The sequence below is a fragment of the Bradyrhizobium sp. 199 genome, from assembly GCF_023073355.1.
GTDB lineage: Bacteria > Pseudomonadota > Alphaproteobacteria > Rhizobiales > Xanthobacteraceae > Bradyrhizobium.
Genome location: NZ_JADPJI010000005.1, coordinates 2053220 through 2080201, shown reverse-complemented (window position 1 = coordinate 2080201; position 26982 = coordinate 2053220). Strand labels below are relative to the sequence as shown.

27 protein-coding genes are annotated in these 26982 nt (G+C 63.7%); 19 read left to right on the top strand and 8 right to left on the bottom strand.

Features of this window, described 5'->3' with window-relative positions; translation table 11 throughout:
• The first annotated feature begins 177 nt into the window (after positions 1–177).
• Genes IVB28_RS18630 through IVB28_RS18610 form a run of 5 tightly spaced genes read left to right on the top strand, consistent with a single transcriptional unit; the run spans position 178 to position 5499 of the window.
• On the top strand, positions 178–2577 hold the full coding sequence (locus IVB28_RS18630; RefSeq protein WP_247528597.1) for a TonB-dependent receptor: 2400 nt from the start codon (positions 178–180) through the stop codon (positions 2575–2577).
• 2 nt (positions 2578–2579) lie between these two features.
• A complete protein-coding gene (locus IVB28_RS18625) occupies positions 2580–3269 on the top strand; it encodes a Fe2+-dependent dioxygenase (RefSeq protein ID WP_247528030.1) in 690 nt (229 codons plus the stop codon).
• A complete protein-coding gene (gene exbB, locus IVB28_RS18620; RefSeq protein ID WP_247528029.1) occupies positions 3266–4210 on the top strand; it encodes a tonB-system energizer ExbB in 945 nt (314 codons plus the stop codon). Before IVB28_RS18625 ends, exbB begins: the two co-directional genes overlap by 4 nt.
• 3 nt (positions 4211–4213) lie before the next feature.
• On the top strand, positions 4214–4669 hold the full coding sequence (gene exbD, locus IVB28_RS18615) for a TonB system transport protein ExbD (RefSeq protein ID WP_247528028.1): 456 nt from the start codon (positions 4214–4216) through the stop codon (positions 4667–4669).
• 11 nt (positions 4670–4680) lie between these two features.
• Positions 4681–5499, top strand: coding sequence for a TonB family protein (locus IVB28_RS18610; protein ID WP_247528027.1), 819 nt, complete (start codon positions 4681–4683; stop codon positions 5497–5499).
• Here the strand turns inward: IVB28_RS18610 and IVB28_RS18605 are convergent.
• From IVB28_RS18605 to IVB28_RS18575, 7 genes are all read right to left on the bottom strand, one after another.
• Positions 5487–5906 (bottom strand): hypothetical protein, encoded by a 420-nt coding sequence (locus tag IVB28_RS18605; protein ID WP_247528595.1) that lies wholly within the window; start codon positions 5904–5906, stop codon positions 5487–5489. The two genes, IVB28_RS18610 and IVB28_RS18605, sit on opposite strands and share 13 nt — an antisense overlap.
• 62 nt (positions 5907–5968) lie before the next feature.
• The gene (locus IVB28_RS18600) at positions 5969–6649 is read right to left on the bottom strand and encodes a site-2 protease family protein (protein WP_247528026.1); all 681 of its coding nucleotides are present in this window, start codon (positions 6647–6649) and stop codon (positions 5969–5971) included.
• 140 nt (positions 6650–6789) lie between these two features.
• Positions 6790–7182: a GFA family protein gene (locus IVB28_RS18595; RefSeq protein ID WP_247528025.1), complete on the bottom strand. Its 393-nt coding sequence runs from the start codon at positions 7180–7182 to the stop codon at positions 6790–6792.
• Positions 7183–7189: 7 nt separating this feature from the next.
• The gene (locus tag IVB28_RS18590; RefSeq protein WP_247528024.1) at positions 7190–7936 is read right to left on the bottom strand and encodes an SDR family NAD(P)-dependent oxidoreductase; all 747 of its coding nucleotides are present in this window, start codon (positions 7934–7936) and stop codon (positions 7190–7192) included.
• Positions 7937–7954: 18 nt separating this feature from the next.
• Complete coding sequence (locus tag IVB28_RS18585; RefSeq protein WP_247528022.1) at positions 7955–8686, bottom strand: SDR family oxidoreductase; 732 nt, start codon at positions 8684–8686, stop codon at positions 7955–7957.
• 127 nt (positions 8687–8813) lie between these two features.
• Positions 8814–10643 (bottom strand): IlvD/Edd family dehydratase, encoded by a 1830-nt coding sequence (locus IVB28_RS18580; RefSeq protein WP_247528020.1) that lies wholly within the window; start codon positions 10641–10643, stop codon positions 8814–8816.
• Between the two features lie 120 nt (positions 10644–10763).
• A complete protein-coding gene (locus IVB28_RS18575) occupies positions 10764–11864 on the bottom strand; it encodes a LacI family DNA-binding transcriptional regulator (RefSeq protein WP_247528018.1) in 1101 nt (366 codons plus the stop codon).
• Positions 11865–12066: 202 nt separating this feature from the next.
• On the opposite strand from IVB28_RS18575, the gene ugpC reads away from it, so the two are divergent.
• The 14 genes from ugpC (at position 12067) to IVB28_RS18505 (ending at position 25045) form a co-directional block, all read left to right on the top strand.
• Positions 12067–13134: a sn-glycerol-3-phosphate ABC transporter ATP-binding protein UgpC gene (ugpC, locus tag IVB28_RS18570; RefSeq protein ID WP_247528016.1), complete on the top strand. Its 1068-nt coding sequence runs from the start codon at positions 12067–12069 to the stop codon at positions 13132–13134.
• A 47-nt stretch (positions 13135–13181) separates the two neighbouring features.
• Complete coding sequence (locus tag IVB28_RS18565; RefSeq protein ID WP_247528015.1) at positions 13182–14501, top strand: ABC transporter substrate-binding protein; 1320 nt, start codon at positions 13182–13184, stop codon at positions 14499–14501.
• A 64-nt stretch (positions 14502–14565) separates the two neighbouring features.
• On the top strand, positions 14566–15519 hold the full coding sequence (locus tag IVB28_RS18560; protein WP_247528014.1) for a sugar ABC transporter permease: 954 nt from the start codon (positions 14566–14568) through the stop codon (positions 15517–15519).
• Positions 15512–16447 (top strand): carbohydrate ABC transporter permease, encoded by a 936-nt coding sequence (locus IVB28_RS18555; protein ID WP_247528013.1) that lies wholly within the window; start codon positions 15512–15514, stop codon positions 16445–16447. The genes IVB28_RS18560 and IVB28_RS18555 overlap by 8 nt, the downstream gene beginning before the upstream one ends.
• Before the next feature lie 69 nt (positions 16448–16516).
• Positions 16517–17503 (top strand): D-erythronate dehydrogenase, encoded by a 987-nt coding sequence (gene denD, locus IVB28_RS18550; protein WP_247528012.1) that lies wholly within the window; start codon positions 16517–16519, stop codon positions 17501–17503.
• Positions 17504–17527: 24 nt separating this feature from the next.
• The gene (locus IVB28_RS18545) at positions 17528–18496 is read left to right on the top strand and encodes a sugar kinase (RefSeq protein ID WP_247528011.1); all 969 of its coding nucleotides are present in this window, start codon (positions 17528–17530) and stop codon (positions 18494–18496) included.
• Between the two features lie 11 nt (positions 18497–18507).
• Positions 18508–19158, top strand: coding sequence for a bifunctional 4-hydroxy-2-oxoglutarate aldolase/2-dehydro-3-deoxy-phosphogluconate aldolase (gene eda / locus IVB28_RS18540; protein ID WP_247528010.1), 651 nt, complete (start codon positions 18508–18510; stop codon positions 19156–19158).
• A 59-nt stretch (positions 19159–19217) separates the two neighbouring features.
• Complete coding sequence (locus tag IVB28_RS18535) at positions 19218–20387, top strand: acetyl-CoA acetyltransferase (protein ID WP_247528009.1); 1170 nt, start codon at positions 19218–19220, stop codon at positions 20385–20387.
• 119 nt (positions 20388–20506) lie between these two features.
• On the top strand, positions 20507–20713 hold the full coding sequence (locus IVB28_RS18530; RefSeq protein ID WP_247528008.1) for a hypothetical protein: 207 nt from the start codon (positions 20507–20509) through the stop codon (positions 20711–20713).
• A 129-nt stretch (positions 20714–20842) separates the two neighbouring features.
• On the top strand, positions 20843–22042 hold the full coding sequence (locus IVB28_RS18525; RefSeq protein ID WP_247528007.1) for a CoA transferase: 1200 nt from the start codon (positions 20843–20845) through the stop codon (positions 22040–22042).
• A gap of 120 nt (positions 22043–22162) precedes the next feature.
• Positions 22163–23299, top strand: coding sequence for a thiolase family protein (locus IVB28_RS18520; protein ID WP_247528006.1), 1137 nt, complete (start codon positions 22163–22165; stop codon positions 23297–23299).
• Complete coding sequence (locus tag IVB28_RS18515) at positions 23296–23655, top strand: OB-fold domain-containing protein (protein WP_247528004.1); 360 nt, start codon at positions 23296–23298, stop codon at positions 23653–23655. The genes IVB28_RS18520 and IVB28_RS18515 overlap by 4 nt, the downstream gene beginning before the upstream one ends.
• A 533-nt stretch (positions 23656–24188) precedes the next feature.
• Positions 24189–24716, top strand: a complete 528-nt coding sequence (locus IVB28_RS18510) for a carboxymuconolactone decarboxylase family protein (protein WP_247528003.1) — start codon at positions 24189–24191, stop codon at positions 24714–24716.
• A gap of 26 nt (positions 24717–24742) precedes the next feature.
• Positions 24743–25045: a nucleoside triphosphate pyrophosphohydrolase family protein gene (locus IVB28_RS18505; RefSeq protein WP_247528001.1), complete on the top strand. Its 303-nt coding sequence runs from the start codon at positions 24743–24745 to the stop codon at positions 25043–25045.
• A gap of 68 nt (positions 25046–25113) precedes the next feature.
• Here the strand turns inward: IVB28_RS18505 and glsA are convergent, their stop codons facing one another.
• Positions 25114–26961, bottom strand: a complete 1848-nt coding sequence (glsA, locus tag IVB28_RS18500) for a glutaminase A (protein ID WP_247527999.1) — start codon at positions 26959–26961, stop codon at positions 25114–25116.
• Positions 26962–26982: the final 21 nt, after the last annotated feature.

Genomic DNA, 26982 nt, shown 5'->3' with positions numbered 1-26982 from the left:
GAGCGCGTTCAGTCCTGGTTTAGAACGATTTCAAACTACAGTTTAGAATCGTTTTGAACTGGATCGATTCAAGGGTTCTTGCGAGGCGCTCGCATTGACCCACTATTTTGCGGCCGATACCAACAACCCGTCGTTCGTCGAAGTGAATGAGCGAACAGGAAGATGGGGCGTTTGGTAATGGGGCAGGTGGTCGCGCCGAAGTCGTTGCGTTCGGTCGCAGCATTCGATCTGGTGGATGAAAAGTTCGCAGGTGTTTCCGGCAAGAAGGTCTCGGCGGTTGCGAGCTTGATCGCAGTAGCGTCGGTGTCGAGCGGGGCGCAGGCGCAGCAGTCGAACCTGCCACCGGTGACGGTCGACGCTCCTGTCGCGCGTCCGCGTCCGACGGCCTCGAAGCCTTCGCCGGAGCAAATCCGCGCCCGCAACGCGCTTCGTCGCGCCGCGCAACGCGAGCAGGCGACCCAGCAGGCGGCGCCGACTGCACCGTCAGGTGCTCCCGACAGCAATCCGTATGCCGATCCGGCCGCGCCCTACAAGGTCGACCACGTCCAGGCCTCGGGCAAGTTTCCCGAGAAGATGCTGAACACCCCCAAGTCCATCACGGTGCTCAGCAAGGAAGTGCTCGAGGACAAGAATGCGACGACGCTGAAGGAGATCGGGCGCTCGACCGCAGGCGTGACGCTGGGCTCGGGCGAAGGCGGCAATGCGTTCGGCGACCGCTTCTTCATCCGCGGGTTCGACGCGCGCAACGACGTGTTCATCGACGGCATCCGCGATCCCGCCGTTTCCATTCGCGAGAACTTCTTCACCGAGCAGATCGAAATTCTGCGCGGGCCGGCATCCTCCTATGCCGGCCGCGGCACGGCCGGCGGCGCCATCAACATCGTCACCAAGCAGGCCGGTGATCGCAACTTCCAGCGCGTGGATTCCGAGTTCGGTACCGACATGACCAAGCGCGTCACGCTCGACGTCAACCAGGTCATCGATCCGACCTTCTCGGTGCGCACCGGCGGCCTGTTCCAGGACGCAAACGTGGCCGGCCGCAACTATGTGACCGACAATCGCTGGGGTTCCTTCATCTCGACCAAGTACACCCCGACCAGCGACATCAAGATCACGACGAACTACGTCCATACTGATCTCAGCGGTCTGCCGGATTTCGGCGTACCCTATTACAAGCAGGGCAATGTCCCGGTGACCTCCGCCGGCATTCCGCGCGGCAACTGGTACGGCTTCCTCAATCGCGACTTCCAGACCGCGCGGCAGGATTTCGGCACCGGCATCATCGAGTACAAGGTCAACGAGGCCATCACGCTGACCAGCAAGGTGCGCGGCGAGCACTCGGTGCTCAACTACATCGGCACGCTGCCGCAGAACCCGAACACGACCAGCCCCAATCCTCTGCTCTGGACCACGACGGCGAGCGCGCAGAGCCGCTTGCAGAACGTGGACGTGTGGGCGAACCAGAACGAGGCCACGTTCAAGCTCGACACCGGCGGGGTCAAGCACACCGCGGTGTTCGGCGTCGAATATGCGAACGAGAACATCTCGATCGACCGCTACGCCGGCCTCTCGTCCGAGCTGTCCGGTTCCGCCTTCACAAGCAGCGGCGCCGTGACGGGGGTCAATCTCTATTCCCCGCAATACACCAACATTCCCTTCAGCATTCCCGGAGTGTTCGGAAATCCGACGCGCTATGGCGTCAACACCAGCAGCGTCTATGTCATGGACACCGCGAACTGGCAGGACACCATCATCGTCAACGGCGGTGTGCGCTACGACGGCTATAGCCAGAGCGCGTCGAACAATTCGAACTACGTGAAGCAGAACTCCGATCTGGTGAACTACAACGTCGGTCTGGTCTACAAGCCGATGTCGATCGGCAGCATCTATGCGGCCTATGCGACCTCGGCCAATCCGTTTGGCTCCGAGCTGGACGCGACCGCCACCGACTACGGCGGTGTTCCTCCCAACTCGACCCTCTTGCTCGGGCCCGAGCGCAACAAGGCAATCGAGCTCGGCACCAAATGGGAGCTCGCCGATCGCCACCTGCTGGTCACCGGTGCGCTGTTCCAGACCACCAAGGACAACGCGCGCGAGACCGTCGCCGGCCTGCTGACATCGGGCGCGGCCTACCGGATCCAGGGCATCGACATCGAAGCCGAGGGCAAGATCACCGATCGCTGGAGCATCTTCGGCGGCCTGGTGCTGATGCAGTCGAAGGTCACGCAGAGCGGCGTTGCCTCGAATCTCGGCCTGCAGCTTGCCAACGTTGCCCACCAGTCGTTCAGCATGCTGACCAAGTACAAGTTCGACGGCGGCTGGGAGCTCGGCGGCCAGGCGGTGTACCGTTCCAAGGTCTATGGCGGTACGTTCGCGGCCAACACCAACGAGCTGCCGAGCTATTGGCGCTTCGATGCCTTCGTCGAGAAGAAGATCGACAAGAACTGGACCATGAAGTTCTACGCGCAGAACCTGACCAACAAGCTCTATTACGACTCGTTCTATCGCAGCGCGGTGCCGTTCGTGGCGGTCGCGCCGGGCCGGGCGTTCTACGTCGTGACCACAGCGAAGTTCTGATCATGTTGACATGCCTGCCAGGCGTTCTCAGCAAGAATGATGTGGCGGATTTCCGCCGCATCATGGACGCGAGCGAATGGGAGGACGGCCGCTCCACCGCCGGCGCGCAGTCGGCGATGGTCAAACGGAACGAGCAACTGCCGCCCGATAGCGAAGTCGCGCGAAAACTCGGCAACCGCATCATCTCGGCGCTGACGTCGAATCCGCGTTTCATCGCGGCGGCAATCCCGCTCCAGATCTTCCCGCCGTTGTTCAACCGCTATGCGGCGAGCAGTGGCCACCATTTCGGCCTGCATGTCGACAACGCAATCCGCGGTGACCGTCTGACCGGCCTTCGCATCCGCACGGACCTGTCGGTCACGCTGTTCCTCGCCGAGCCGGAAGAGTACGACGGTGGCGAACTTGTGATCGAGGACGCTTACGGATCGCACGAAGTGAAGTTGCCAGCCGGCGACTGCGTGCTCTATCCCTCGACCAGTCTCCATCTCGTCACCCCCGTGACGAGCGGAACACGGGTTGCGTCTTTCTTCTGGCTTCAGAGCATGATACGGGACGATCAAGCCCGGAGCATGATCTTTGACCTCGACACCGCGATACAGGCGCTGGTGGAACGGCTCGGGCGTGACGATCCCGAAACGGTCAAATTGACGGGTATCTATCACAACCTCATTCGCTACTGGGCCGAAGTATGAAGACCAAGACCTCAAGAGCAAGCCTTGCCGCCGCCGCGATGCTGGCGGCCGGCTGGCTCGCATCCCCCGTATCCGCCCAGACCCAAACCCCGCCGGCACCGGCGCAATCGGCAGCTCAGCCGGCCCCGGCCGGTCCGGCTCCGGCGGCGCCCAGTGCTCCTTCGGCTTCGACGGCGGCCGCTCCGACGGCGTCGCCCGCGGCCACCGTTTCGACCACCGCCAAGCCCGATGCGGCCGCCGTCGCGCCGGCGATGAAGGAATTGTCGCCCTGGGTCATGTTCATGTCGGCCGACGTCATCGTGAAGGCGGTGATGATCGGGCTCGCCTTCGCATCGCTGATGACCTGGACCGTCTTCATCGCCAAGTCGGTCGAACTGTCAGTCGCATCCGCCAAGCTTCGCTCGGCACTGAAAAAGATTTCGGAGACGCGCTCCCTCGCCGAAGCGCAGATGGCGCTCGGAGCCAAGGAGGGGATTCTGCCGTCCTTTCTGGCGGCGGCGCTGCGCGAGGCGCGGATGTCGGCCGGCCTGTCGAGCGATGCCGGCATCAAGGAGCGCGCGGCCTCCAGCTTTTCCGAGATCGTGCGCGCCGAGGCACGGCGCATCCGGATCGGCATGGGCGTGCTCGCGACCATCGGCTCGACGTCCCCCTTCGTCGGCCTGTTCGGCACGGTCTGGGGCATCATGAACAGCTTCATCGGCATCTCGAAGTCGCAGACCACGAACCTCGCCGTCGTTGCGCCCGGCATCGCCGAGGCGCTGCTCGCCACCGCGATCGGCCTCGTCGCCGCGATCCCCGCCGTCATCATCTACAACCATTTCTCGCGCGTGACGAAAAGCTATCTCGAACTCGTCAGCCGCGCCTCGGGTGCCGCGGCGCGGCTGCTCTCGCGTGATCTCGACCGCAGCCACGGCAGCGTGCATTCGCGCGCGGCGGAGTGAACCATGGCCGTTTCGCTCGCAGACAACGATGACGACGACGATTTCTCGGAAACGCATGAGATCAACGTCACGCCGTTCATCGACGTCATCCTGGTGCTGCTGATCATCTTCATGGTCGCAGCGCCGCTCTCCACGGTCGACCTGCCGATCGATCTGCCGACGTCGAGCGCGATGCCGCAGAAGAAGCCGGACAAGCCGACCTATCTCAGCATCAAGCCCGATCTGACGCTTGCGATCGGAGAAAACCCGGTCCACCGGGCCGAGCTGATCGGGACGCTCGATGGATTGTCCGACATGAGCAAGGACAAGTACGTCTTCCTGCGCGCCGACAAGTCGGTGCCGTATGGGGAGTTGATGGGTATCATGGAGCTGTTGCGCTCGGGCGGCTATACGCGGGTGAAACTGGTGGCGCTGGAAGGCGCTCCGGGCGCGCCTGCGGCCGGCGCCGCTCAGCCTTGAGAAGGCCCGCTATGTCGGACGAACTCAGACCATCCCGGAAGCTCTGGATCCTGGCCGCGGTGGCTGCGCTCGTGCTTCATCTGGGTGGCGCCGTGCTCGCGCTGGCGCACCTGCGCGCCGATGACGATGGCGACGGTCTGGGGGCAGCCGGCGCGGAGTTCGCGGTGGAGATGACGTCGCCTCCGGTTCAAGAGTCCAATCTGCCCGTCGCGCCGACAGAATCGGACGAGTCGGAAGAGCGCCCGGCGCTGCCTGAGCAAAAGACCGAGACGAAGGAGACCGACCTTCCTCAGGATCGGCCGCAACAAATCGAGGATGCCGATCGTATCGTCACCGAGAACAAGCCGAAGAAGGAACAGGACGACGATCCGAAGGTGGCTGCGATTGAAACGCCGGCCATGGAGGCATCCCAGAAGTCTGTTGCAGCGGATCGGCAGACTTTCGAAGACGCAACACGCGAGGGCGAGAAGGCCATGGCGCCGGTGCTCGGCATCGGCAAAGACCTGCTGAAGCTAACGACCGATTGGAACCGCAAGGTCAGTGCGCATCTCGCCGCGCACAAGGTCAATCCGGAGGGCAAGGAGCCGAAGGACCAGACTGCCAAGGTGAGCTTCGCGCTCAACCGCAGAGGCAACGTGGTTTCGGTCGATGTCGTGGTATCGTCCGGAGATCCGGCTTACGATGCCGCTGCGATCTCCATGGTCCACAAATCCGATCCTTTCCCGGTCCCGCCGACCGAGCTCACCGAGGACCGGTTCGAGCGCACCGTCGAGATCAAGTTCAAGCCGCGGGAAGAGAAGAAAAAGAAGAAGACGGCTCAGGGCCAGTAGAGCCGGATGCCGACATAAACCACGACCAGGCAGGCGAAGATCAGCGCCACGGGCAGCGGCCGTTTCTGAGGGCCAGCAAATGCCGCCGCCCCCGAAGCGGCTTTCTTCGGCTTGGGTGGCGGGCGGCGGAAGGCGGTAACATTGTCCGCGGCCGGCTCGGCCGCGCGTGGGCAGACGTCGGGCGGGGTTCCGGCGCCGCCCATCTCGGCATAATAGGCCTTGTAGATCGCGCCGATGGTGGCCTCGGTGGCATCACCCTCGCTCATTTGCGCCAGCAGGTTCTGATAGCTCGCCAGGAACTCCTGGGCCTCCGGCGGCAGCGCGGACGATCCGTTGAGCTTGGCCATCATCTTCCAGGTGGCGAAATCGGCACGGGCACGGGTGTCGGCGCGTCGCGCGATCAGCATATCGGCAGCTTTGACCAAGTCGGCCTCTGGCCCTTCGGCCTGTGTTCGGTGTGGCTGTTCAACTACGCATTGCCGGTCAGGAAGAGAACAGCCTGAATCACATAACCGGTCAACGTTCGCAGTATTGCTGAAATAACATCAAGATTTAGACCGAGCCGGGAACCCGCAAGCGGTAGCAGGATCAAGAGCGCGATCAGGATCAGCATCCCGAACGGCTCCAGCCGCGCCAGCAGCACGGCAAGGGGGCGGGGCAACAGCCCGACCGCGACCCGCCCGCCATCGAGCGGCGGAATCGGCATCATGTTGAACACAGCCAGGATCGCGTTGATCACGAGAGCATTCTTGAGGTTGTCCGCCACCCATTTCGCCGAGCTCGCGGGGACCAGGGGCAGCGCATGGAAGGCGAGGGCGGCCGCCAGCGCCAACACGATGTTGGTGACGGGCCCGGCCAGCGCCACCCAGACCATGTCGAGCCTGGGATTGTTGAGCTTGCGGAAATTCACCGGCACCGGCTTGGCGTAACCAAACAGGAATGGCGAATGCGCAAGCAGCAGCATCGCCGGCAGGATCAGCGTGCCGAACGGCTCGATGTGCCGGAGCGGATTGAAACTGACGCGGCCGAGCTGTGAGGCCGTGTTGTCCCCGAGCCGGTCCGCAACGAAGGCATGCGCGGCCTCGTGGAAGGTGATGGCGAGCACCAATGGCAGCACCCACACCGATAAGTCATAAAAGGAAATGTTCACGGCTCGTCCGTCCCGGTTCGCTCGCGGCCTTGCAGCCGTTCCAGCCAAACCGGCGAATGCAGCGACGCTTCACGTCAACATAGGGTGGCCGGTTCCGAAATGCCACGCTGCAAATGATCCGCTGCGGGCCGCCGTGCAAATCAGGCCGGGATTGTCCCCGGATATTGCGTCAGACCGTCGTCGAGCTTCAGCCAGGCGGGCTTTTCCGACACCCAGATGTGCTCGGTCGGCGTAAACGCATTGCGATCGTCGAAAACGGAGAGGGACACGCCTGCGAGCGTGCCATTGCGCCGCCAGGCGAACAGCCGCGTGCCGCATTGCTTGCAGAACACCCGATCGATGTTCTCCGAGGACGCATAGCGGGCGGTGTCACCTTCGACGGTCAGCGCACGCTGGTCGAACTGAGCACGGGCGAAGAAAGGCGAGCCCATTGCCTTCTGGCAGGTGCGGCAATGGCAGACGCGGACGTTGAGCGGCTCCCCCTCCGCCTTGAACCGAACCGCGCCGCACAGGCATCCACCTTCCCGGATCATGGTGTCCTCAATAGGTTGCGCGACCGCCCGAGATGTCGAACACCGCGCCGGTCGAGAACGCGCAGTCCTCCGACGCGAGCCAGCTCACCATTGCGGCGAGCTCTTCGACCAGCACGAAGCGCCCCTTCGGGATCTTCGACAGCATGAAGTCGATATGCTGCTGCGTCATCTGGTTGAAGATCGCCGTCTTCGCGGCCGCCGGCGTCACCGCATTGACGAGGATGTCATGGGCGGCGAGCTCCTTGCCGAGCGATTTCGTCAGCGCGATCAGGCCGGCCTTGGACGCCGAATAATGCGAGGCGTTCGGATTGCCTTCCTTGCCGGCGATCGAGGCGATGTTCACGATGCGCCCGTATTTCTGCTTGAGCATCACAGGCACGATCGCCTTGCAGACGATGAAGGGACCGTCGAGGTTGATGCGCAGAACCTTGCGCCATTCCTCGAGGTCGGTCTCCCAGACCGGCTTGTTGATTCCGGCAATGCCGGCATTGTTGACGAGGATGTCGATCTTGCCGAAGGCCGCCATCGTTGCATCGCGGGCCTGCTCGACGGCGGCGGTGTCGGTGACGTCGACCTTGAAGACCTTTGTTTCGCCGCCGATCTCCTTGGCGGTCTTTTCCGCCAAGCCTGAGTCAAAGTCCCAGATCGCGACCTTGGCGCCGGACGCAACGAAGCGCTCGGCGATGGCGCGGCCAAAACCCTGCGCGCCGCCGGTGACGATGGCGACGCGGCCGGTGAGATCGATCTTGTTCATGAGATTAATCCCCTGGCGTCAGAGCATGTAACCGCCATCGACGACAAGGTCGACGCCGGTCGTGAAGGCGCTCTCGTCGCTGCCGAGATAGACCGCCATATGGGCGATTTCCTCGGCGGTGCCGAGCCGGCCCATCTTCTGGCGGGAGACGAACATCTCCTTGCCCTGCGGGCCTTGCGCGGCCGCGCGATCGAGCATCGAGGGTGTCTCGACGGTGCCGGGGCAGATCGAGTTGCAGCGGATGCCCTTGGTGATGAAGTCGAGCGCCACCGCGCGCGACAGCAGCGACACCGCGGCTTTGGACGAGCTATAGACGTAACGGTTGGCCGGCGGCCTCAAGGCCGCACAGGACGAGATGTTTACGATGCTGCCGCCGCCGCCGACGATCATGTCGGGCAGGAAGGCTTTGATGGTCCGGTGCATCGATTTGACGTTGAGGTCGAACGAGAAATCGAAATCCTCCTCCGAGCATTCGAGGATTGTGCCGTGGTGTACGAAACCCGCCGCATTGAGCAGGATGTCGATCTTGCCGACACGCTTGGCAAAGGCGTTGACGTCGGCGGTGTTGCGGACGTCGAGCTTTGCGACCTCGGCGATACCTTCCTTGGCTAGCTCCGCAATGCCGCTCTCGTTGATGTCGGTGGCGATCACGGTCGCGCCCTCACGCGCGAATGCGATCGCGCAGGCGCGGCCGATGCCAGCTGCCGCAGCCGTGACGACGGCGCGTTTGCCCTTGAGGCGGTCTGCCATTTTCTTCTCCTTCTCGATTCTGATCTATCCGCCGTCATTGCGAGGAGCACTTGCGACGAAGCAATCCAGGCTATCTCTGAGGAGACATCTGGATTGCTTCGCTTTGCTCGCAATGACGATGTGGCTGCTAGTGATTATCCCGCGCCACACCAAATGTGCCGGCGACATTCTGGTAGCGCGTGGCGAGCTCCATGCAGGCACCGGTCGCGTGCTGGCCCACGGTGTTGCGATAAAGCTCCTGCCACGGCGTCTGGTTCGGCGGATGCTTGAAGCCGCCATTGGCCGCCAGTTCAGCGTGGCGCTTCTTCACCTCGTCATCCGAAATGAGAATGTTGGCGCTGCCCTTGTTCAGATCGACCCGCACCTTGTCGCCGGTCCTCAGGATCGCGAGGCCCCCATTGGCGGCGGCTTCCGGCGAAGCATTGAGGATCGAGGGCGAGCCGGAGGTGCCGGACTGGCGGCCGTCGCCGATGCAGGGCAGGGAGTGGATGCCGCGTTTGATCAGCGCCGCCGGCGGCTGCATGTTCACGACCTCGGCGCCGCCGGGGTAGCCGATCGGGCCGGTGCCGCGGATGAACAGCACGCAGCGCTCGTCGATGTCGAGCGAGGCATCGTCGATCCGCTCGTGATAGTCCTCCGGACCCTCGAACACGATGGCGCGGCCCTCGAAGGCGTTGAGGTCCTTCGGGTTGCTGAGATAGCGATCGCGGAATTCCTTGGAGATCACCGAGGTCTTCATGATCGCGGAATCGAACAGGTTGCCCTTCAGCACCAGGAAGCCGGCGTCCTTCACCAGCGGCTTGTCGTAAGCCCAGATCACGTCGTTTTCGGGCGCGGGTGCATTGGCACAGTTCTCGCCGATGCCGCGGCCGTTGACGGTCACCGCGTCTTCATGGATGCGCTTGTGCTTCATCAATTCGCGCACCACGGCCGGCACGCCGCCGGCGCGGTGGAATTCCTCGCCGAGATAGAAGCCGGCCGGCTGCATGTTGACCAGCAGCGGCACGTCGTGGCCGACCTTCTGCCAGTCCTCGATCGTGAGCTCGACGCCGATGTGACGGGCCAGCGCGTTGATGTGGATCGGCGCATTGGTCGAGCCGCCGATCGCCGAATTGATCACGATACAGTTCTCGAACGCCTTGCGAGTCAGGATGTCCGAAGGCTTGAGGTCTTCCCACACCATTTCGACGGCGCGCTTGCCGGTCTCGTAGGCGATCTGGCCGCGCTCGCGATAAGGTGCGGGGATCGCCGCGCAGCCCGGCAGCGAGAAGCCGAGTGCTTCGGCAAGCCCGTTCATGGTCGAAGCGGTGCCCATGGTGTTGCAATGGCCGACCGACGGTGCCGAGGAGGCCACGATCTCCATGAACTCTTCATAGTCGATCTCGCCGGCGGCGAGCCGCTCGCGCGACTTCCAGACGATGGTGCCGGAACCGGTGCGCTCGCCGGCATGCCAGCCGTTCAGCATCGGGCCGCCCGACAGCACGATCGCCGGCAGGTTCACGGTCGCCGCCGCCATCATGCAGGCCGGCGTGGTCTTGTCGCAGCCGGTGGTGAGCACGACGCCGTCGAGCGGATAGCCGTAGAGGATCTCGACGAGGCCAAGATAGGCGAGGTTGCGATCGAGCGCTGCGGTCGGTCGCTTGCCGGTCTCCTGGATCGGATGGGTCGGGAATTCCATCGCAATGCCGCCGGCCTCGCGAATGCCCTCACGGACGCGATGGGCAAGTTCGATATGGTGGCGGTTGCAGGGGGAAAGGTCGTTGCCGGTCTGGGCGATGCCGATGATCGGCTTGCCGGACTGCAGCTCGGCGCGGGTGAGGCCGTAATTGAGGTAGCGCTCCATATAGAGCGCGGTCATGCCCGGATTGTGCGGGTTATTGAACCACTCCTGCGAGCGAAGGTGGCGTCTTGAGCCGTTGCTGGCGGACGCATGCCCATTGGTTGGTTTTTTTGTCATTGGTTTCTCCTGCAATGCAAACGCACTGGCGTCCGTCCGAGGGTGTCGGCTTGTGCGATGCCCAACGCGCGATTGATCCATCGCTGGCCCGCTGGCGGGTCGTTTCCTCACAATCCGATACTAGTCATGGCCAGTTGGTAACGCTACCATTTTGTTCGCCGCACCCGCGCGCGAAACGGCTGGCGTGCTCTCCGAATGGCGCGACGACGAACTCTGCCGCTCGATGACTTTGAAGCCGAGATCGAGCACCGGCCGCTCCGGACGCCGTCCCTCGATCGCCTCGATCAGCATGGTGGCGGCCGTCTTGCCCATCTCGTAGCGGTTGGTGCGCACGCTGGTGAGGGTGGGGACGGCGGACGCCATGAATTCGAGGTCATTGAAGCCGACGATCGCGACCTGGTCCGGGATCGCGATCTCGCGGCGCCGGCATTCAAACAGAACGCCCAGCGCGAGGTCGTCATTGGCGCAGAACACCGCATCGAGGCCCGGCTCTCGCGCCAGCAGATCGGTAAACAGGGCGCCGCCGAGCGTCACCGAGGTCGGTGTCGCGGTCGTGACGACGAGGCGCTGCTCGAACAATGCGGCGTCCTTCATGGCCGCGACATACCCGTCCAACCGCCGCTGCACCCGCGGATCCATGCGCGCCCCGACGAAGCCGACCTTGCGGTGCCCCTGTTCGAACAGGTGCGCAACCGCTGCGCGGGCTGCATCATAGTGCGAAAAGCCGATCATCATGTCGACCGGATCGGGGCCGATCTCCATGATCTGCACGATCGGGCAGTCCGCGGCTTCCAGCATCGCGCGCGATTCCGCGGTCTGGTCGATGCCGGTGACGATCAGTCCGGCCGGCTTCTGCGCGAGAAACAGACGCAGCAGCTTCTCCTCCTGGAGAATGCTGTAGCGTGTGTTGGACAATTGGATCGAGTAACGGTTGCCTTCGGACGCATCGTAGATGCCGCGCAGCACGTCCGAGAACACGTTGTTGGTAAGAGAGGGGATCAAGACACCGATGACCTCGGTGCGTTGCGAGGCCAGCGCGCGTGCCGCAAGGTTCGGGACATAGCCGAGCTCCTTGGCGGCGCTCTCGACCCGCGTCCGCTTGGCGATCGACAGCGCCTCCGGATTACGAAAGAAGCGGGACGCTGTAATGGGACTGACGCCGGCAAGCTCGGCGACTTCCGCCAGCCGGATTTTGCCTGATTTGGTGCGTTGTCCACCCATTTGCTGCTCTTATCATAGTCGGTCCCGCAAACAAAGGAGCGTTGACAGCGCTACCAACAGCGACTAACCAAAGACAAATTGCCAAAACCGCACAAACTGCCGACAATGTTGCCCGTTAAGGTGGGGCTTCGTTCGGCGAAGTCTGAAAAACAAGACGGTCGCGGCGCTAAGAGGCGTCGTGGACTTTCGAGGAGGGAGCTAGATGTCGTCTGTGCAAATCCGCGACGTGCGGAAATCGTTCGGCAATTTTGAAGTCCTGCACGGCGTGACTGTACCGATCGAGGATGGCCAGTTCGTCGTCCTGGTTGGCCCCTCCGGCTGCGGCAAGTCGACGCTTCTGCGCATGCTCGCCGGTCTCGAGAACATCACCTCCGGCACGATCTCGATCGGCGACCGCGTCGTCAACAATGTCCAGCCCAAGGAGCGGGACATTGCGATGGTGTTCCAGAACTACGCGCTCTATCCGCACATGACGGTCGCCGACAACATGGGCTTCTCGCTGAAGCTGCGGAATGCCGGCTCCGATGAGATCAACAAGCGCGTCAAGCGCGCCGCCGAGATTCTCGCGCTGTCGCCCCTGCTCGATCGCTACCCGCGTCAGCTCTCCGGCGGCCAGCGCCAGCGCGTCGCGATGGGCCGCGCCATCGTGCGCGATCCTCAGGTCTTCCTGTTCGACGAGCCCTTGTCCAACCTCGACGCCAAGCTGCGCGTGGCCATGCGCACCGAGATCAAGGAGCTGCACCAGCGGCTGAAGACGACGACCGTCTACGTCACCCACGATCAGATCGAAGCCATGACCATGGCCGACAAGATCGTCGTCATGCATGACGGCATCGTCGAGCAGATGGGTACGCCGCTCGAGCTCTACGACAAGCCCGACAACCAGTTCGTCGCCGGCTTCATCGGTTCGCCCGCAATGAACTTCCTGAAGGGGCATGTGCGCGTCAACGGCGTTGCGACCTTCGAGGGGCCGAACGGCGTCAAGCTGCCGCTCAAGACCGCGCCGGGGGCATCCGACGGCCTTCCCGCCGTCTACGGCGTGCGGCCCGAGCATTTCACCATTGCCGATGACGGCGCCGAAGCCGAGATCGTCGTGGTCGAGCCGACCGGCTCGGAGACGCAAGTGTTCGCCAAGATCGGCGGCGAGCAGGTCGTCGCGGTCTTCCGCGAACGCCACCAGTTCAACCCGGGCGACAAGATCCGGCTGAAGCCCGACCCGTCACTGGTGCACTTGTTCGACGAGGCGACGGGAAAGCGCCTGAACGCGTAGCGTACGCTTTACTTAAGATAATAAAAAAGCATCACAGGGAGGATGACATGCAAGACTTTACCCGCCGGACTCTGATTCAAGGCGGAACGGCACTGGCTGCAACCGGCATGCTCACCGGGCCGGCGCTGTTCGATTTCGCGAAAGCCTGGGCGCAGAGCGCGCCCTGGAAGGCGGAGCCCGGCGCCAAGCTGACCGTGATGCGATGGAAGCGCTTCGTGCCGGCGGAAGACGATGCGTTCAACGCGATGGTCGCGGCGTTCAAGGCTGCGACCGGCACCGAGATGAACGTGTTCAGCGAATCCTTCGAGGACGTGCAGCCGAAGGCCTCCGTTGCAGCCAATACCGGCTCCGGCCTCGATCTCGCCTGGGGCTTGCATACGCTGCCGCAACTGTTCCCCACCAAAGTGCTGAAGATGAACGACGTCGCCGATTATCTCGGCAAGAAATACGGCGGCTGGACCGATGCGGCCGCCAAGACCTGCATGCAAGGCAACGACTGGCTCGGCATTCCCGTTGCGACCAACGGCGGCTACATGACGTACCGCAAGTCGGCGCTCGACAAGGCGGGCTTCAAGGAATTCCCGAAGGATTTCCCCAGCTTCCTCGAGATGTGCAAGGCCCTGAAGGCGAACAACACGCCGGCCGGCTTCGCGCTCGGGCATGCGTCGGGCGACGGTAATTCCTGGCTGCACTGGGTGCTGTGGGGACACGGCGCCTACACCGTCGACCAGAACGACAAGATCATCATCAATTCGCCGGAGACGGCGAAGGCGCTGGAATATTGCAAGGCGCTGTTCGATGCCTTCATTCCGGGGACGGCATCCTGGAACGATTCCTCCAACAACAAGGCGTTCCTCGCCGGCGAGCTCTATTGCACCGCGAACGGCATCTCGATCTACGTGGCTGCCAAGACCGATGCGAGCAAGAAGGACCTTGCTGCTGATACCTATCACGCGCTCTGGCCGGTCGGACCGGTCGGCAAGCCGAGCGAGTTGCAGCTTGCGCTGCCGATCCTCGCTTTCAACTTCACCAAATACCCGAACGCCGCAAAGGCCTTCGTCGCCTTCATGCTGGAGAAGGAGAACTACGAAAAGTGGCTGGACGGCGCGCAGGGCTACCTGACGCAAACCTTGAATGCCTATGAATCGGCGCCGGTCTGGACGGCGGATCCCAAAAACGCCGTGTTCTCGCAGGCGTCCAAGCGCACGCTGCCGGCGTCCGGTATCGGCACGGTTGGCGAAAAGGCGGCAACTGCAATTGCCGACTTCATTGTCGTCGACATGTTCGCCAACTACTGCACCGGCACGAAGGATGCGAAGGGCGCGATGGCTGAAGCCGAGCGCCAGCTGAAGCGCATCTATCGCTGAAGGTCACCGAGCGGGCGGCAGTCGCGCCGCCCGCTCGTCAACATTTCGATCAGGGATATCGGGCATGGCTGATGTCGCAATTCCCCGGGCCAAGCCTCAGATGATCGAGGCCAACGCCTGGACCCAGCTCAAACACAACCGCAACTGGCTCGGCTTCTGGTTCATGGTGCCGGCCATGGCGTTCCTGATCTTCTTCCTGGCCTATCCGCTGGGGCTCGGTATCTGGCTGTCCTTCACCGACACCCGCATCGGCAGGGTCGGGCAGTTCGTCGGCACCGAGAACTATGAGTGGCTCTGGGACGACTCCATCTTCTGGCTGTCGGTGTTCAACACACTGCTCTACACCTTCGTCGCGAGCGCCATCAAATTTGCGATCGGGCTCTATCTCGCACTGCTGCTGAACGAGAATATGCCGTTCAAGGCGATGCTGCGCGCCATGGTCTTGATCCCCTTCATCGTGCCGACGGTGCTCTCGGCACTGGCGTTCTGGTGGATCTTCGATTCGCAGTTCTCCATCATCTCCTGGTCGCTGAAGCATCTCGGCCTGATCAATCAGAACATCAATTTTCTCGGCGACACGACCTGGGCGCGCATTTGCGTGATCTTCGCCAACATCTGGCGCGGCGTGCCGTTCGTAGCGATCACGCTGCTCGCCGGCCTGCAGACGGTGTCGCCGTCGCTCTATGAAGCCGCAACACTCGACGGCGCCACGCGCTGGCAGAATTTCCGCTTCATCACCTATCCGCTGCTGACGCCGATCATCGCCGTCGTGATGACCTTCTCGGTGCTGTTTACCTTCACCGACTTCCAGCTGATCTGGGCGATGACGCGCGGCGGCCCCGTCAACGCCACCCATCTGATGGCGACGCTGTCTTACCAGCGCGCGATCATTGCGGGACAGTTGGGTGAGGGGGCTGCGATCTCGAGCGCCATGATCCCCTTCCTGCTCGCAGCAATCATGGTGTCGTGGTTCGGCCTGCAGCGCAGGAAATGGCAGCAGGGAGAGAACAATGACTGATCTGCCGACCAGGTCGATTGATCTCAAGGCCGTGCTATCTGGGTCCTCTCCGACGGCGGCGAAGGACGATCATAGCGAGGGCATGAGCTATCTGCAGTCGGTTCCGCGCCGGCTTGTGACGCTGTATTTCCCGCTCACGATCATCGTCGTGGTCCTCCTGTTTCCGTTCTACTGGATGGCGCTCACCTCAGTGAAGCCGGACGACCAGTTGCTCGATCTCGAGAGGTTCAACCCGTTCTGGACCTGGAATCCGACCTTCAAGCATTTCCACAAGCTGCTGTTCGAGAGCTACTATCCGTATTGGCTCTGGAACACCATGTACGTGGCGATCTGCGCCACGATGCTCTCGATCATCGCATCGGTGCTCGCGGCCTACGCCATCGTGCGCCTGCGCTATAAGGGCGCCAATCTCGTCGGTGGGCTGATCTTCCTCGCCTATCTGGTGCCGCCGTCGATCCTGTTCATTCCGCTCGCCACCGTCGTGTTTCAGTACGGCCTGTTCGACTCGCCGCTGGCGCTGATCCTGACCTATCCAACCATCCTGATCCCGTTCTCGACCTGGCTGCTGATGGGCTACTTCAAGACCATCCCGTTCGAGCTCGAGGAGTGCGCGCTGATCGACGGGGCGAGCCGCTGGCAGATCCTGACCAAGATCGTCCTGCCGCTCGCAATTCCCGGCCTGATCTCGGCCTTCATCTTCTGCTTCACGCTGTGCTGGAACGAGTTCATCTACGCGTTGACCTTCCTGCAGTCGACCAGCAACAAGACGGTGCCGGTCGCGATCGTCAACGAGTTCGTGGATGGTGACATCTACCGCTGGGGTTCGCTGATGGCGGGTGCCCTGGCCGGCTCGCTGCCGCTCGTCATCCTTTACGCCTTCTTCGTGGAGCATTATGTGTCCGCGATGACCGGCGCCGTGAAGGAGTGATCGCGGGGTCTGCCACGGGAGCGCCGCCGGAGGCCTGCGCGTTCCGGCCAATAAGAAGGAGTTAAGCTCTTGCACATTCTGGTTCTCGGCGCCGCCGGCATGGTCGGCCGCAAATTGTGTGAACGGCTGTTGCGCGACGGCCGGCTCGGCAAGAGCGACATCACGAAGCTGACCATGCATGACGTGATCGAGCCGAAGAAGCCGGAGAATGCTGGTTTCCCCGTCGAGACGGTGTCGGGCGATTTCGCCGTGCCGGGGGCTGCCGAAAAGCTGATCGCCGGCCGCCCGGACGTGATCTTCCATCTGGCCGCCATCGTCTCCGGCGAAGCCGAGCTCGATTTCGACAAGGGCTACCGCATCAATCTCGACGGCACCCGCATGCTGCTCGACGCCGTCAGGCTCGTTGGCGGCGGCTACAAGCCGCGCGTGGTCTTCACGTCCTCGATCGCGGTGTTCGGCGCGCCGTTCCCGGACGCGATCGGCGATGAATTCTTCCACACGCCGCTGCTGAGCTACGGCACCCAAAAGGCGATCGGCGAACTCCTGCTGGCGGACTATTCGCGCCGCGGCTTCCTCGACGGCATCGGCATCCGCCTGCCGACCATCTGCATCCGGCCCGGCCTGCCCAACAAGGCGGCATCGGGCTTCTTCTCCAACATCCTGCGCGAACCTCTGGCAGGCAAGGAAGTGGTGCTTCCCGTCTCCGAGGACGTTCGTCACTGGCACGCCACACCGCGCTCGGCGGTCGGCTTCCTGCTCCACGCCGGCACCATGGACCTTGCCGCGGTGGGCCCGCGCCGCAATCTGACCATGCCAGGCCTGTCGGCGACGGTCGGCGAGCAGATCGCCGCGTTGAAGCGCGTTGCGGGTGAAAAGGTCGCTGCACGCATCAAGCGCGAGCCTGATCCCTTCATCGTCGGCATCGTCGGCGGTTGGCCGCGCAATTTCAATGCGAAGCGGTCGCTCGAGCTCGGCTTCACCACGGCCGAGAAGACCTTCGACGACATCATCCGCATTCACATCGAAGACGAGCTCGGCGGCAACTTCGTCGCCTGATCTCTGACAGAGCGGGCCCTGGTGATGGCGAGCGTTGCTTGCATCGGCGAATGCATGGTCGAGCTCCGGCAGGCCCAAGGCGGCGCGTCTGCCGCGCAGGGCGGCGGCCTTTACTCGCGCGGCTTCGGCGGTGATACCCTCAACACCGCCGTGTATCTCGCGCGGCTCGAGGTCAAGGTCGACTATCTCACCGCACTCGGCGACGACGGCCTCAGCGACGAGATGATCGCGGCCTGGAATGCGGAAAACGTCGGCACGAGGCGTGTCGTGCGGCTGGCGGGCAAGCTGCCTGGCCTTTACATGATCCAGCTCGATGCGAAGGGCGAGCGCCAGTTCTTTCACTGGCGCGACAGCGCGGCGGCGCGGCAGCTGATGAGCCTGCCGGAAACCGACGAGCTGCTCAACTCGCTGATGAGCTACGACGTCGTCTATCTATCCGCGATCACGCTCTCGATCTATGATGCTTCGGGGCGCGATCGCCTGTTCGCGGCGATCAAGCGCGCGCGCCTGCTCGGCACCCGCTTCGTGTTCGATACGAACTTTCGCGCGCGGGGATGGCCGGACCGCGATGTCGCGCGCGAGGTGTTTGCCGCGGCGTTTGCGGCCGCCGACATCGTGCTGACCTCGACCGAGGATCTGCTCGCGCTCTATCCCGGCGAGAGCCACGAGCAATTGATGGCGCGCATTCCCACGCCCGAGCTGGTATTCCGGCTGGCCGAGCCGGTGAGCCTCTTGCGCTTCCCCGGCGGCACCCACGAGGTCCGCGCCGAACCCATGACCAAACCCGTCGTCGACACCACGGCGGCCGGCGACAGCTTTGCTGCGGCCTATATTGCCGCCCGGCTCGCCGGTTCCGATCCGGTCGAGGCGGCCCAGGCCGGGCATCGCCTCGCCAGCCTCGTGATCTGCTATCCTGGCGCCATTATTCCGGGCTATGCCATGCCCCCGAAGAAACGGCACCGGCCGGCGACCTCACGTCAAGCGACCAAGTGAATTGAGACCCTATGCCCACGAGTGCCCAACAGAACCACCTCGTCGCGCTGTTCAAGGCAGCGACCGTCATTCCCGTCCTCACTATCGAGCGCATCCAGGACGCCGTGCCGCTGGCGCGCGCGCTCGTCGCCGGCGGCGTCCGCACGCTGGAGGTGACACTGCGCACCCCCATAGCGATCGAGGCCGCGCGGGCGATGATGGCGGAAGTGCCCGAGGCTGTCGTCGGTATCGGCACCATCCTCAATCCGGCCGACTTCACCCGTGTCGAGAAGCTTGGCGTCGCCTTCGGCATCAGCCCGGGCCTGACACCCGATCTCCTGAAGGCGGCAGCCCACAGCTCCTTGCCGTTCGCCCCGGGCATCGCCACGGCGTCCGAGTTGATGATGGCGCTGTCGCACGGCTTCGACGTCGCAAAGTTCTTTCCGGCCGAGCAGGCCGGCGGCATCAAAGGCCTGCGCGCGCTCGCGGGACCCTTCCCGAACGTGCGGTTCTGCCCGACCGGCGGGGTCGGCGAGGCCAATGCCGCAAGCTGGCTCGCCGAGCCCAACGTGGTCGCGGTCGGCGGTTCCTGGCTGTGTCCGACCGCGGAGATCAAGGCCGGGAACTGGGCCGGCATAACTGCCATCTGCCAGCGCACCCTCACGGCCCTGAAAGCCACGTGAAGTCTTGCCATCCCTGGGCTAAGACTTAGCTCAGGACAAGACTTCAGGGAGAGAACACCATGACCGCCAGCATCGTCGGATGGGCGCATACGCCGTTCGGCAAGTTCGACACCGAAACCGTCGAAAGCCTCGTCACGCGCGTTGCCAACGAGGCGCTGGCCGATGCCGGCATTTCGGCCGGCGACGTCGACGAGATCGTGCTCGGCCATTTCAATGCCGGCTTCTCGGCGCAGGATTTTACCGCCTCCCTGGTGCTCCAGGCCGACCCGAAGCTGCGCTTCAAACCCGCGACCCGCGTCGAGAATGCCTGCGCCACCGGCTCGGCCGCCGTGCACCAAGGCCTGCGCGCGATTGCCGCAGGCGCCGCCAAGATCGTGCTGGTCGTTGGCGTCGAGCAGATGACGCGCACGCCTGGCGCGGAGATTGGCAAGAACCTGCTCAAGGCGTCCTATCTGCCTGAGGACGGCGACACCGTCGGCGGCTTTGCCGGCGTCTTCGGCAAGATCGCCAGCTCCTACTTCCAGAAATACGGCGACCAGTCGGATGCACTGGCGCTGATCGCGGCCAAGAACCACAAGAACGGCGTCGCCAATCCCTTCGCCCAGATGCGCAAGGATTTTGGCTTCGATTTCTGCCGCGCCGAGAGTGAGAAGAATCCTTACGTCGCCGGTCCCCTGAAGCGCACCGACTGCTCGCTGGTCTCCGACGGCGCCGCCGCGCTGGTTTTGGCCGGTGCCGAGACCGCCAAGGCCATGACCAAGTCGATCGGCTTCCGCGCCACCGCGCACGCCCAGGACTTCCTGCCGATGTCCAAGCGCGACATCCTCCAGTTCGAGGGCTGCACGGTCGCCTGGCAGCGCGCGCTGGAGAAGGCCGGCGTGACGCTGTCCGATCTCTCCTTTGTCGAGACCCATGACTGCTTCACCGTCGCCGAGCTGATCGAGTACGAAGCGATGGGCCTGACGCCGAGGGGGCAGGGCGCCCGCGCGATCAAGGAAGGCTGGACGCTGAAGGACGGCAAGCTGCCGGTCAATCCGTCCGGTGGTCTGAAGGCCAAGGGCCATCCGATCGGCGCCACCGGCGTCTCCATGCATGTGATGACCGCGATGCAGCTCGCAGGCCAGGCGCCCGAGGGCATGCAGCTCAAGAACGCCAAACTCGGCGGCATCTTCAACATGGGCGGTGCCGCAGTCGCCAACTACGTCTCCGTGCTGGAGCCGCTGAAGTAGTAGGGGTGGGCAAAGGCGCGAAAGCGCCGTGCCCACCGTCTTTCTTTGCGCTGGATCATGGTGGGCACGCTTCGCTCTGCCCATCCTATGGCTCCTGATAGATTTGCAGGGAATGCATCATGAGCGCTGACTACGAAACCTCACTGTCGATGGACGCACTCAACGATCGCATCGCGATCCTCGAGGACAATATCCGCCAGCTCATCGAGCAGGCCGCGGCGGCCTCGGGCGAGCAGAACGAGTCGCGCATCGCCGACCGGATCAACCAGCAGAATGACGAACTCGACCGGCTGCTCAAGATCCGCGAATCCCGCCAGAAGAAATAGCGGCCGATATCGCCGCGCGGCGCATGCGGCCATACGCCGGCCGCCCTTGCGCGCGCGATCTCGCTGCCGTTAGCTGGACCGAAATCGCGGGGCCGCGCCTTGAGCCCCAAGCGCAATCGGGAGCGAGTGATGGGGCCGCTGAAGGGCATCAAGGTCGTCGACATGACCACCGTGCTGATGGGGCCCTATGCGACCCAGATGCTCGGCGACTACGGTGCCGACGTCATCAAGGTGGAATCGCTCGACGGCGACGTCACCCGCCTGATTGGCCCGATGCGTCACGCCGGCATGGGGCCGGTGTTTCTCAACACCAACCGCAGCAAGCGCTCGATCTGCCTCGACCTGAAGAAGCCTGTGGGCCGCGAGGCCGTGCTGCGGTTGCTGAAGGACGCCGACGTCCTCGTCTACAACGTCCGCCCGCAGGCGATGGCACGGCTCCAGCTCGGCTACGATGTCGTCTCAGCAATCAATCCGCGCCTGGTCTATGCCGGCGTGTTCGGCTTTGGCCAGGACGGACCCTATGCGGCAAAACCCGCCTATGACGACCTGATCCAGGGCGCCACGGCTCTGCCGGCCTTGATGGCGCAGACCGGCGACGGCACACCGCGCTACGTGCCGAACGCGCTGGTCGACCGCATCGTCGGTCTCACCGCGGTCGGCGCGATTTGCGCCAGCCTGGTGCACCGCGACCGCACCGGCCGCGGCCAGCGCGTCGACATCCCGATGTTCGAGACCATGGCCGGCTTCGTCATGGGCGATCACATGGGCGGGCTCACCTATGAGCCGCCGCTCGACAAGGGCGGCTATGCCCGCCACCTGTCGCGCGACCGCCGCCCTTACAAGACGTCGGACGGCTATCTCAGCGTCATCGTCTACAACGACAAGCAGTGGGAGAATTTCTTCAAGGCGACCGCGCGCGACGACCTGCGCGCCGATCCCAAATTTGCGACCTTCGCGGGGCGCGCCGCCAACATCAACGTGGTCTATGCCGAACTCGCGCGCATCTTCGAGACGCGCACTACGGCCGAGTGGATCGACCTGCTCACCAAGGCCGACGTGCCCGTCATGCCGATGCACGATCTCGCCTCGATGCTGCACGATGAGCATCTCGAGGCGACGAATTTCTTCCCAGTCGTCGAGCATCCGACGGAAGGACCAATTCGCAGCATGAAGGTGACGGCGACCTGGTCCGAGACCGAGGCCGAGCCGGTGCGGTTGGCGCCGCGCCTCAACGAGCACGGCACGGAGATCTTGCGCGAGGTTGGCTATTCCCAAGACGAGATCGCCGCCATGGTCCGCGATGGCGTCACTCGCTCGCTGCCGGATTAGGAGAGAAGAGATGAAGACTCTCTCACCCGTCATTCCGGGGCGATGCGTAAGCATCGAACCCGGAATCTCGAGATTCCGGGCTCGGTCCTTCGGACCGCCCCGGAATGACAGGAGAAACCGATGAGCTTCATCACCGGAGTCGGCCTCACATCTTTCGGCAAGCATGAAGGATCATCGTCCCTCGACCTGATGAGCAAGGCCGCGCAAGCTGCACTGGACGATGCCGGCGTCAAACGGAGCGATATCGACGGCATTCTTTGCGGCTATTCCACGGTCTCGCCCCACATCATGCTGGCAACCGTGTTCGCCGAGCATTTCGGCATTCGTCCCGCTTACGCCCACGCCGTGCAGGTCGGCGGCGCCACCGGGCTCGCGATGACCATGCTCGCCCATCATCTCGTCGAAGCCGGCGTCGCACGCCACGTGCTGATCGTCGCCGGCGAGAACCGCCTCACCGGACAGAGCCGCGACGCCTCGATCCAGGCGCTGGCGCAGGTCGGCCATCCCGATTACGAAGTGCCGCTGGGCCCGACCATTCCCGCCTATTACGGCCTCGTCGCCACTCGCTACATGCACGAATACGGCGTGACCGAACAGGATCTCGCCGAGTTCGCCGTGCTGATGCGCAAGCACGCCTGCACCCATTCCGGCGCGCAATTCCACGACCCGATCACCGTTGCCGACGTCATGGCCTCGAAGCCGGTGGCGATGCCCCTAAAACTGCTCGACTGCTGCCCGGTCTCCGATGGCGGCGCGGCCTTGGTCATCAGTCGCGAGCGGACCGGCGAGGCGGGCGTCCGCATCCGCGGCTGCGCGCAGGCGCATACCCATCAGCATGTCACGGCCGCGCCTGCGCTCAGTGAGCTCGGGGCCGAGATTTCCATCGCGCGTGCCAAGCAGGCGACGGGCCTTGCGATCTCCGACGTGCGCTATGCCGCGATCTACGACAGTTTCACCATCACGCTCGCGATGCTGCTGGAGGATCTCGGCCTTGCCGGCCGCGGTGAGGCGGCTGCCCGCGTGCGATCAGGTCATTTCAGCCGCGACGGCGCGATGCCGCTGAACACCCATGGCGGCCTGCTCAGCTACGGCCATTGCGGCGTCGGCGGCGCCATGGCGCATCTGGTCGAGGCGCATTTGCAGATGACGGGACGGGCGGCCGATCGCCAGGTGCGCGATGCCTCGATCGCGCTGCTGCACGGCGACGGTGGCGTGCTGTCGTCGCATGTCAGCATGTTCCTGGAGCAGGTGCGATGAGCGAGCGTCTGGCGGACTGGACCAAGGGCGAACAGGCGATCATTTTTCAGACCTGCGCCGCGTGCGGCCATGTGCAGTATTTCCACCGGGCCTTCTGCGTGGCGTGCGGCGCGTCCGAGCCGCGCGCGCAGCGCGCCAGCGGCAAGGGCAGGGTCTACGCGACTTCGCTGGTCTGCCGTGCCGCCACATCAGAGACGCGGGCGCACGTGCCCTACAACATCCTGCTGGTCGATTGCGCCGAGGGTTTTCGCATGATGGCCCACGGTGAGAATGATCTCGCGATAGGCGATTCGGTTGTTGCGAGCTTCAAGCCGTTTGCCGGCAAGCTCGTGCCGTTCTTCGCCAAGAGCAAATAGCGGGATTCGTCATTCGGGGGCGGTCGAAGACCGAGCCTGGAACGGGTATTCTGGGCCTGGCGCTGTGCGAGGCGCCACCCCGGAATGACGAAAACGCTGCGCGCATGATCCGGAAAAGTGTGAAGCGGTTTTCCGAGAAGATCATGCGCAAACCAAGACTCTAGCGCCCGTAGAACAAGATGCTGGCGATGACCAGCATCGCCGTCACCGCCAGCATATGCGCGAGCGCTCCCGAGGCCGCCCCCTTGGTGGCTTCCTTCATGCCTTTTCTCCCTAGACTTGGGCGTGACTCATCGTTGTGCGGCTAGCGCACCCGACGGCCAATTGTTTTACTCGGAACACCCCATTTGCGAGTACTCACCGCGAATTGTCCCCACGCGGCAAATATCGACTGTGTCAGGGTCGATCAGCAATGCGGCGGCAATTTGACTCGATAATGTTGCTCCTGCGTCGACGCGCGAATAGAGTCTTTGGGGACTTGCGCGGACGACAACAAAAAGCATCAAAAACTCTGGGAAAATTTCAGGAAAATCATGGCCCGCATCAGCTACAGCGACCCGTCCAAGGCATCCGATCGTACCCGCGAAATTCTCGACAAGAACCGCAACGCCAACATCTTCCGCATGATGGCGCACTCCCCAAGCTATTTCGAGCAGTACTGCCGCCTGGGCGGCGCCATCCGGCACAAGGGCCAGCTCGATCCGGTCGTGCGCGAGCTCGCGATCACGCGCACCGGCATATTGTGCGAGGCGCCGTACGAGATCGTCGCGCACAAGCGGATCGGCAAGAATGTCGGCGTCACCGACGAGCAGAACGAGGCGCTCGCAGACTGGCAGGCGGCGACGTGTTTCAACGAGGTGCAGCGCGCCGCGCTCGCCTTCACCGACGAGATCGTCAATCTCAAGAAGCCGACAGACGCGACCTTCAAGGCGATCGCATCAAAACTGACGCCGGCCGCATTGGTCGAGCTGCAGCTCTCGGTCGGCTTCTACATCATGACGTCAAAGTTCCTGGAGACATTCGAGATCGACCTCCAGCCCGTGACGGAAGTGGTGGGCTGATCCAAAATCCGCGGCGAGGGATGCTCATGACGATCGATGAATATGCGGCCTGGGCCGCGAGCATTGCGAAGGTCGATGAGCATCCGTCCAACGAGCGGCTGTCCTATCTCGGTCTCGGCCTTGCCAGCGAAGCTGGCGAGGTCGCCGACCACATCAAGAAGCTCCTGCGCGACGACTGGCTCGACAAGGCGGGTCTCGTCGACGAGCTGGGCGATGTCATCTACTACTGGGCCTGTCTTTGCGCGGCGACGGGTCAGCAGCCGTCCGAGCTGCTGGAGAAGAGTGCGGCGAAGACCAAGCGGCGTCTGGGCGAGGCGGCGAGCCGCTGAGGCAGGATGAGTGGCGAGCGCACTGTTCAACTCTCCCTACGGGAGAAGTGAAGAACTTCCGCCGCGGCTCACGTCGCCGTCAGAATATCCACCCTCGCGTTGGCGACGATCAGGCGATCGGCGAGGAGCTGCGCGAGGTTGCGCATGACGCGCTCGCTCGCACGCGGGTGCTGCTTGCGGAAGCGTTCGAACGCTTTTAGCGGCACTTCGAACGCGGTCGCGGCCATGTCTGCAAAGACGTCGGCCGAGCGCGTCGTCTCCAGCAGTGCCATCTCTCCGAAGGCCATGCCCGCGGTCAGCGTCGCCAGCCGCACGCCGTCGGGCAGAGTGACATGCACCGCACCGCTGCGAAGGAAGAACAGGGTATCGGCGGGGTCGCCCGTGGTGATGATCTTCGCGCCGGCCTGAAAGGTTCGGATGGTGCAGGTCGAAGCGAGATCCGTCAGCTCTTCCTCGCTCAGACCCGATAGCAGCGGCTGCTCGGCAAGCTCGGTGGTCTCGTGGAAATCGATCGAGCCGCCATAGCGGTAGACGATCTGGTCCTCGGCCCATTCGATCGCGGTGTCGAGCAAGTAGAAGTCGCGGACGTTCTTCAGCTCGGCGGTCCATTCCCGCAAACTGTCCCATTCCTTGGAGGCGCGTCGAACGCCTGACAGCACCACGGTCACGTTCAGCGCGGCGAGCTCCTCGAAGGTTTCGGCGACGAGCCGAGCGCCTGCGCGCGTGGTCGAGGTGACACGGTGCAGGTCGAACACGACGATCTGCGGCCGCGGTCGTCCCGCCAGCCGGCGCGAGACGTAGTCGACGGCCGACAGCGACAGCGTGCCGACCAGCTCGATGACCCGCACCTCCTGCTCATGTGCGGCCAGAATCTCGCGCTCCTGCGGCCGGCGCACGCGGCGGGAGGGGCTCTTGCCGACATCGTAATCGGCGATGACGGCGTTGCGGGCATCATCGCTGCGGTTGAGCATGTGCAGATCGTAGTGCGAGGACAGCGCCTCGCAGACCTTGATGCCGCGCACGCTGTTGCCGTGCTTGTCGAGTTTGGGCGAATAGCTGCCGAGGCCGAGGCGGGCAGGGAGCGCCGCCAGAATGCCGCCGCCAACGCCGCTCTTGGCGGGAATGCCGATGCGGTAGATCCATTCGCCGGCATAGTCGTACATGCCCGACGAGGTCATCACCGACAGCGTGCGCGAGATCGCGTAGGCGCTCAGCACCTGCTCTCCCGTGACGGGATTGACGCCGCGGTTGGCAAGCGTTGCCGCCATCACCGCGATGTCGCGCGCGGTCACCAGCACGGCGCATTGCCGGAAATAGACGTCGAGCACGGCCGCGACGTTGTCCGATATCACGGCGTTGGTCTTGAGCAGATAACCGATAGCGCGGTTGCGGTCGCCGGTCTGGCTTTCGGAGGCATAGACGGCCTCGTCCAGGGCGAGCTCGCGTCCGGCAAAGCGGCCGAGCGCCAGGCGGATCTGCTCGAAGGCTTCCGCGCCCTTGCTGTCGTAGATCAGCCCGGTGCAGGCGATCGCGCCGGCATTGACCATCGGATTGAACGGGTGGTTTTCGGAATTGAGCCGGATCGAGTTGAAGGGATCGCCGGACGGCTCGACGCCGATCGCGCTCTCGACCTTGCCTGCGCCGAGCAGGTCCAGTGCCAGCGCGAACACGAACGGCTTCGACATCGACTGGATGGTGAAGGGCTCCCTGGAGTCGCCGACCTCGTAGACGTGACCATCGAGCGTCGCGAGGCTGATGCCGAAATAGGCAGGATCGGCCTTGCTCAGCTCGGGAATGTAATCGGCGACGCTGCCCGAGGTCTCCGCGGAGAATTCGTTGAGGCACTTGTCAAGAAACCGCAGCAAGGGCGGCTTCGAGCTGGTCCAGGCGGAGGCGAGAGGCGAGAGCGGTGTCATCGCCTCACTTGTGCAACGCAA

Excerpts from the sequence above, each read along its gene's own strand:
- IVB28_RS18630 (WP_247528597.1), top strand. The coding sequence starts at position 178 with ATGGGGCAGGTGGTCGCGCCGAAGTCGTTGCGTTCGGTCGCAGCATTC.
- IVB28_RS18625 (WP_247528030.1), top strand. The coding sequence starts at position 2,580 with ATGTTGACATGCCTGCCAGGCGTTCTCAGCAAGAATGATGTGGCGGAT.
- exbB (WP_247528029.1), top strand. The coding sequence starts at position 3,266 with ATGAAGACCAAGACCTCAAGAGCAAGCCTTGCCGCCGCCGCGATGCTG.
- exbD (WP_247528028.1), top strand. The coding sequence starts at position 4,214 with ATGGCCGTTTCGCTCGCAGACAACGATGACGACGACGATTTCTCGGAA.
- IVB28_RS18610 (WP_247528027.1), top strand. The coding sequence starts at position 4,681 with ATGTCGGACGAACTCAGACCATCCCGGAAGCTCTGGATCCTGGCCGCG.
- IVB28_RS18605 (WP_247528595.1), bottom strand. The coding sequence starts at position 5,906 with ATGCTGATCGCGCGACGCGCCGACACCCGTGCCCGTGCCGATTTCGCC.
- IVB28_RS18595 (WP_247528025.1), bottom strand. The coding sequence starts at position 7,182 with ATGATCCGGGAAGGTGGATGCCTGTGCGGCGCGGTTCGGTTCAAGGCG.
- IVB28_RS18590 (WP_247528024.1), bottom strand. The coding sequence starts at position 7,936 with ATGAACAAGATCGATCTCACCGGCCGCGTCGCCATCGTCACCGGCGGC.
- IVB28_RS18585 (WP_247528022.1), bottom strand. The coding sequence starts at position 8,686 with ATGGCAGACCGCCTCAAGGGCAAACGCGCCGTCGTCACGGCTGCGGCA.
- IVB28_RS18580 (WP_247528020.1), bottom strand. The coding sequence starts at position 10,643 with ATGACAAAAAAACCAACCAATGGGCATGCGTCCGCCAGCAACGGCTCA.
- IVB28_RS18575 (WP_247528018.1), bottom strand. The coding sequence starts at position 11,864 with ATGGGTGGACAACGCACCAAATCAGGCAAAATCCGGCTGGCGGAAGTC.
- ugpC (WP_247528016.1), top strand. The coding sequence starts at position 12,067 with ATGTCGTCTGTGCAAATCCGCGACGTGCGGAAATCGTTCGGCAATTTT.
- IVB28_RS18565 (WP_247528015.1), top strand. The coding sequence starts at position 13,182 with ATGCAAGACTTTACCCGCCGGACTCTGATTCAAGGCGGAACGGCACTG.
- IVB28_RS18560 (WP_247528014.1), top strand. The coding sequence starts at position 14,566 with ATGGCTGATGTCGCAATTCCCCGGGCCAAGCCTCAGATGATCGAGGCC.
- IVB28_RS18555 (WP_247528013.1), top strand. The coding sequence starts at position 15,512 with ATGACTGATCTGCCGACCAGGTCGATTGATCTCAAGGCCGTGCTATCT.
- IVB28_RS18545 (WP_247528011.1), top strand. The coding sequence starts at position 17,528 with ATGGCGAGCGTTGCTTGCATCGGCGAATGCATGGTCGAGCTCCGGCAG.
- eda (WP_247528010.1), top strand. The coding sequence starts at position 18,508 with ATGCCCACGAGTGCCCAACAGAACCACCTCGTCGCGCTGTTCAAGGCA.
- IVB28_RS18535 (WP_247528009.1), top strand. The coding sequence starts at position 19,218 with ATGACCGCCAGCATCGTCGGATGGGCGCATACGCCGTTCGGCAAGTTC.
- IVB28_RS18530 (WP_247528008.1), top strand. The coding sequence starts at position 20,507 with ATGAGCGCTGACTACGAAACCTCACTGTCGATGGACGCACTCAACGAT.
- IVB28_RS18525 (WP_247528007.1), top strand. The coding sequence starts at position 20,843 with ATGGGGCCGCTGAAGGGCATCAAGGTCGTCGACATGACCACCGTGCTG.
- IVB28_RS18520 (WP_247528006.1), top strand. The coding sequence starts at position 22,163 with ATGAGCTTCATCACCGGAGTCGGCCTCACATCTTTCGGCAAGCATGAA.
- IVB28_RS18515 (WP_247528004.1), top strand. The coding sequence starts at position 23,296 with ATGAGCGAGCGTCTGGCGGACTGGACCAAGGGCGAACAGGCGATCATT.
- IVB28_RS18510 (WP_247528003.1), top strand. The coding sequence starts at position 24,189 with ATGGCCCGCATCAGCTACAGCGACCCGTCCAAGGCATCCGATCGTACC.
- IVB28_RS18505 (WP_247528001.1), top strand. The coding sequence starts at position 24,743 with ATGACGATCGATGAATATGCGGCCTGGGCCGCGAGCATTGCGAAGGTC.
- glsA (WP_247527999.1), bottom strand. The coding sequence starts at position 26,961 with ATGACACCGCTCTCGCCTCTCGCCTCCGCCTGGACCAGCTCGAAGCCG.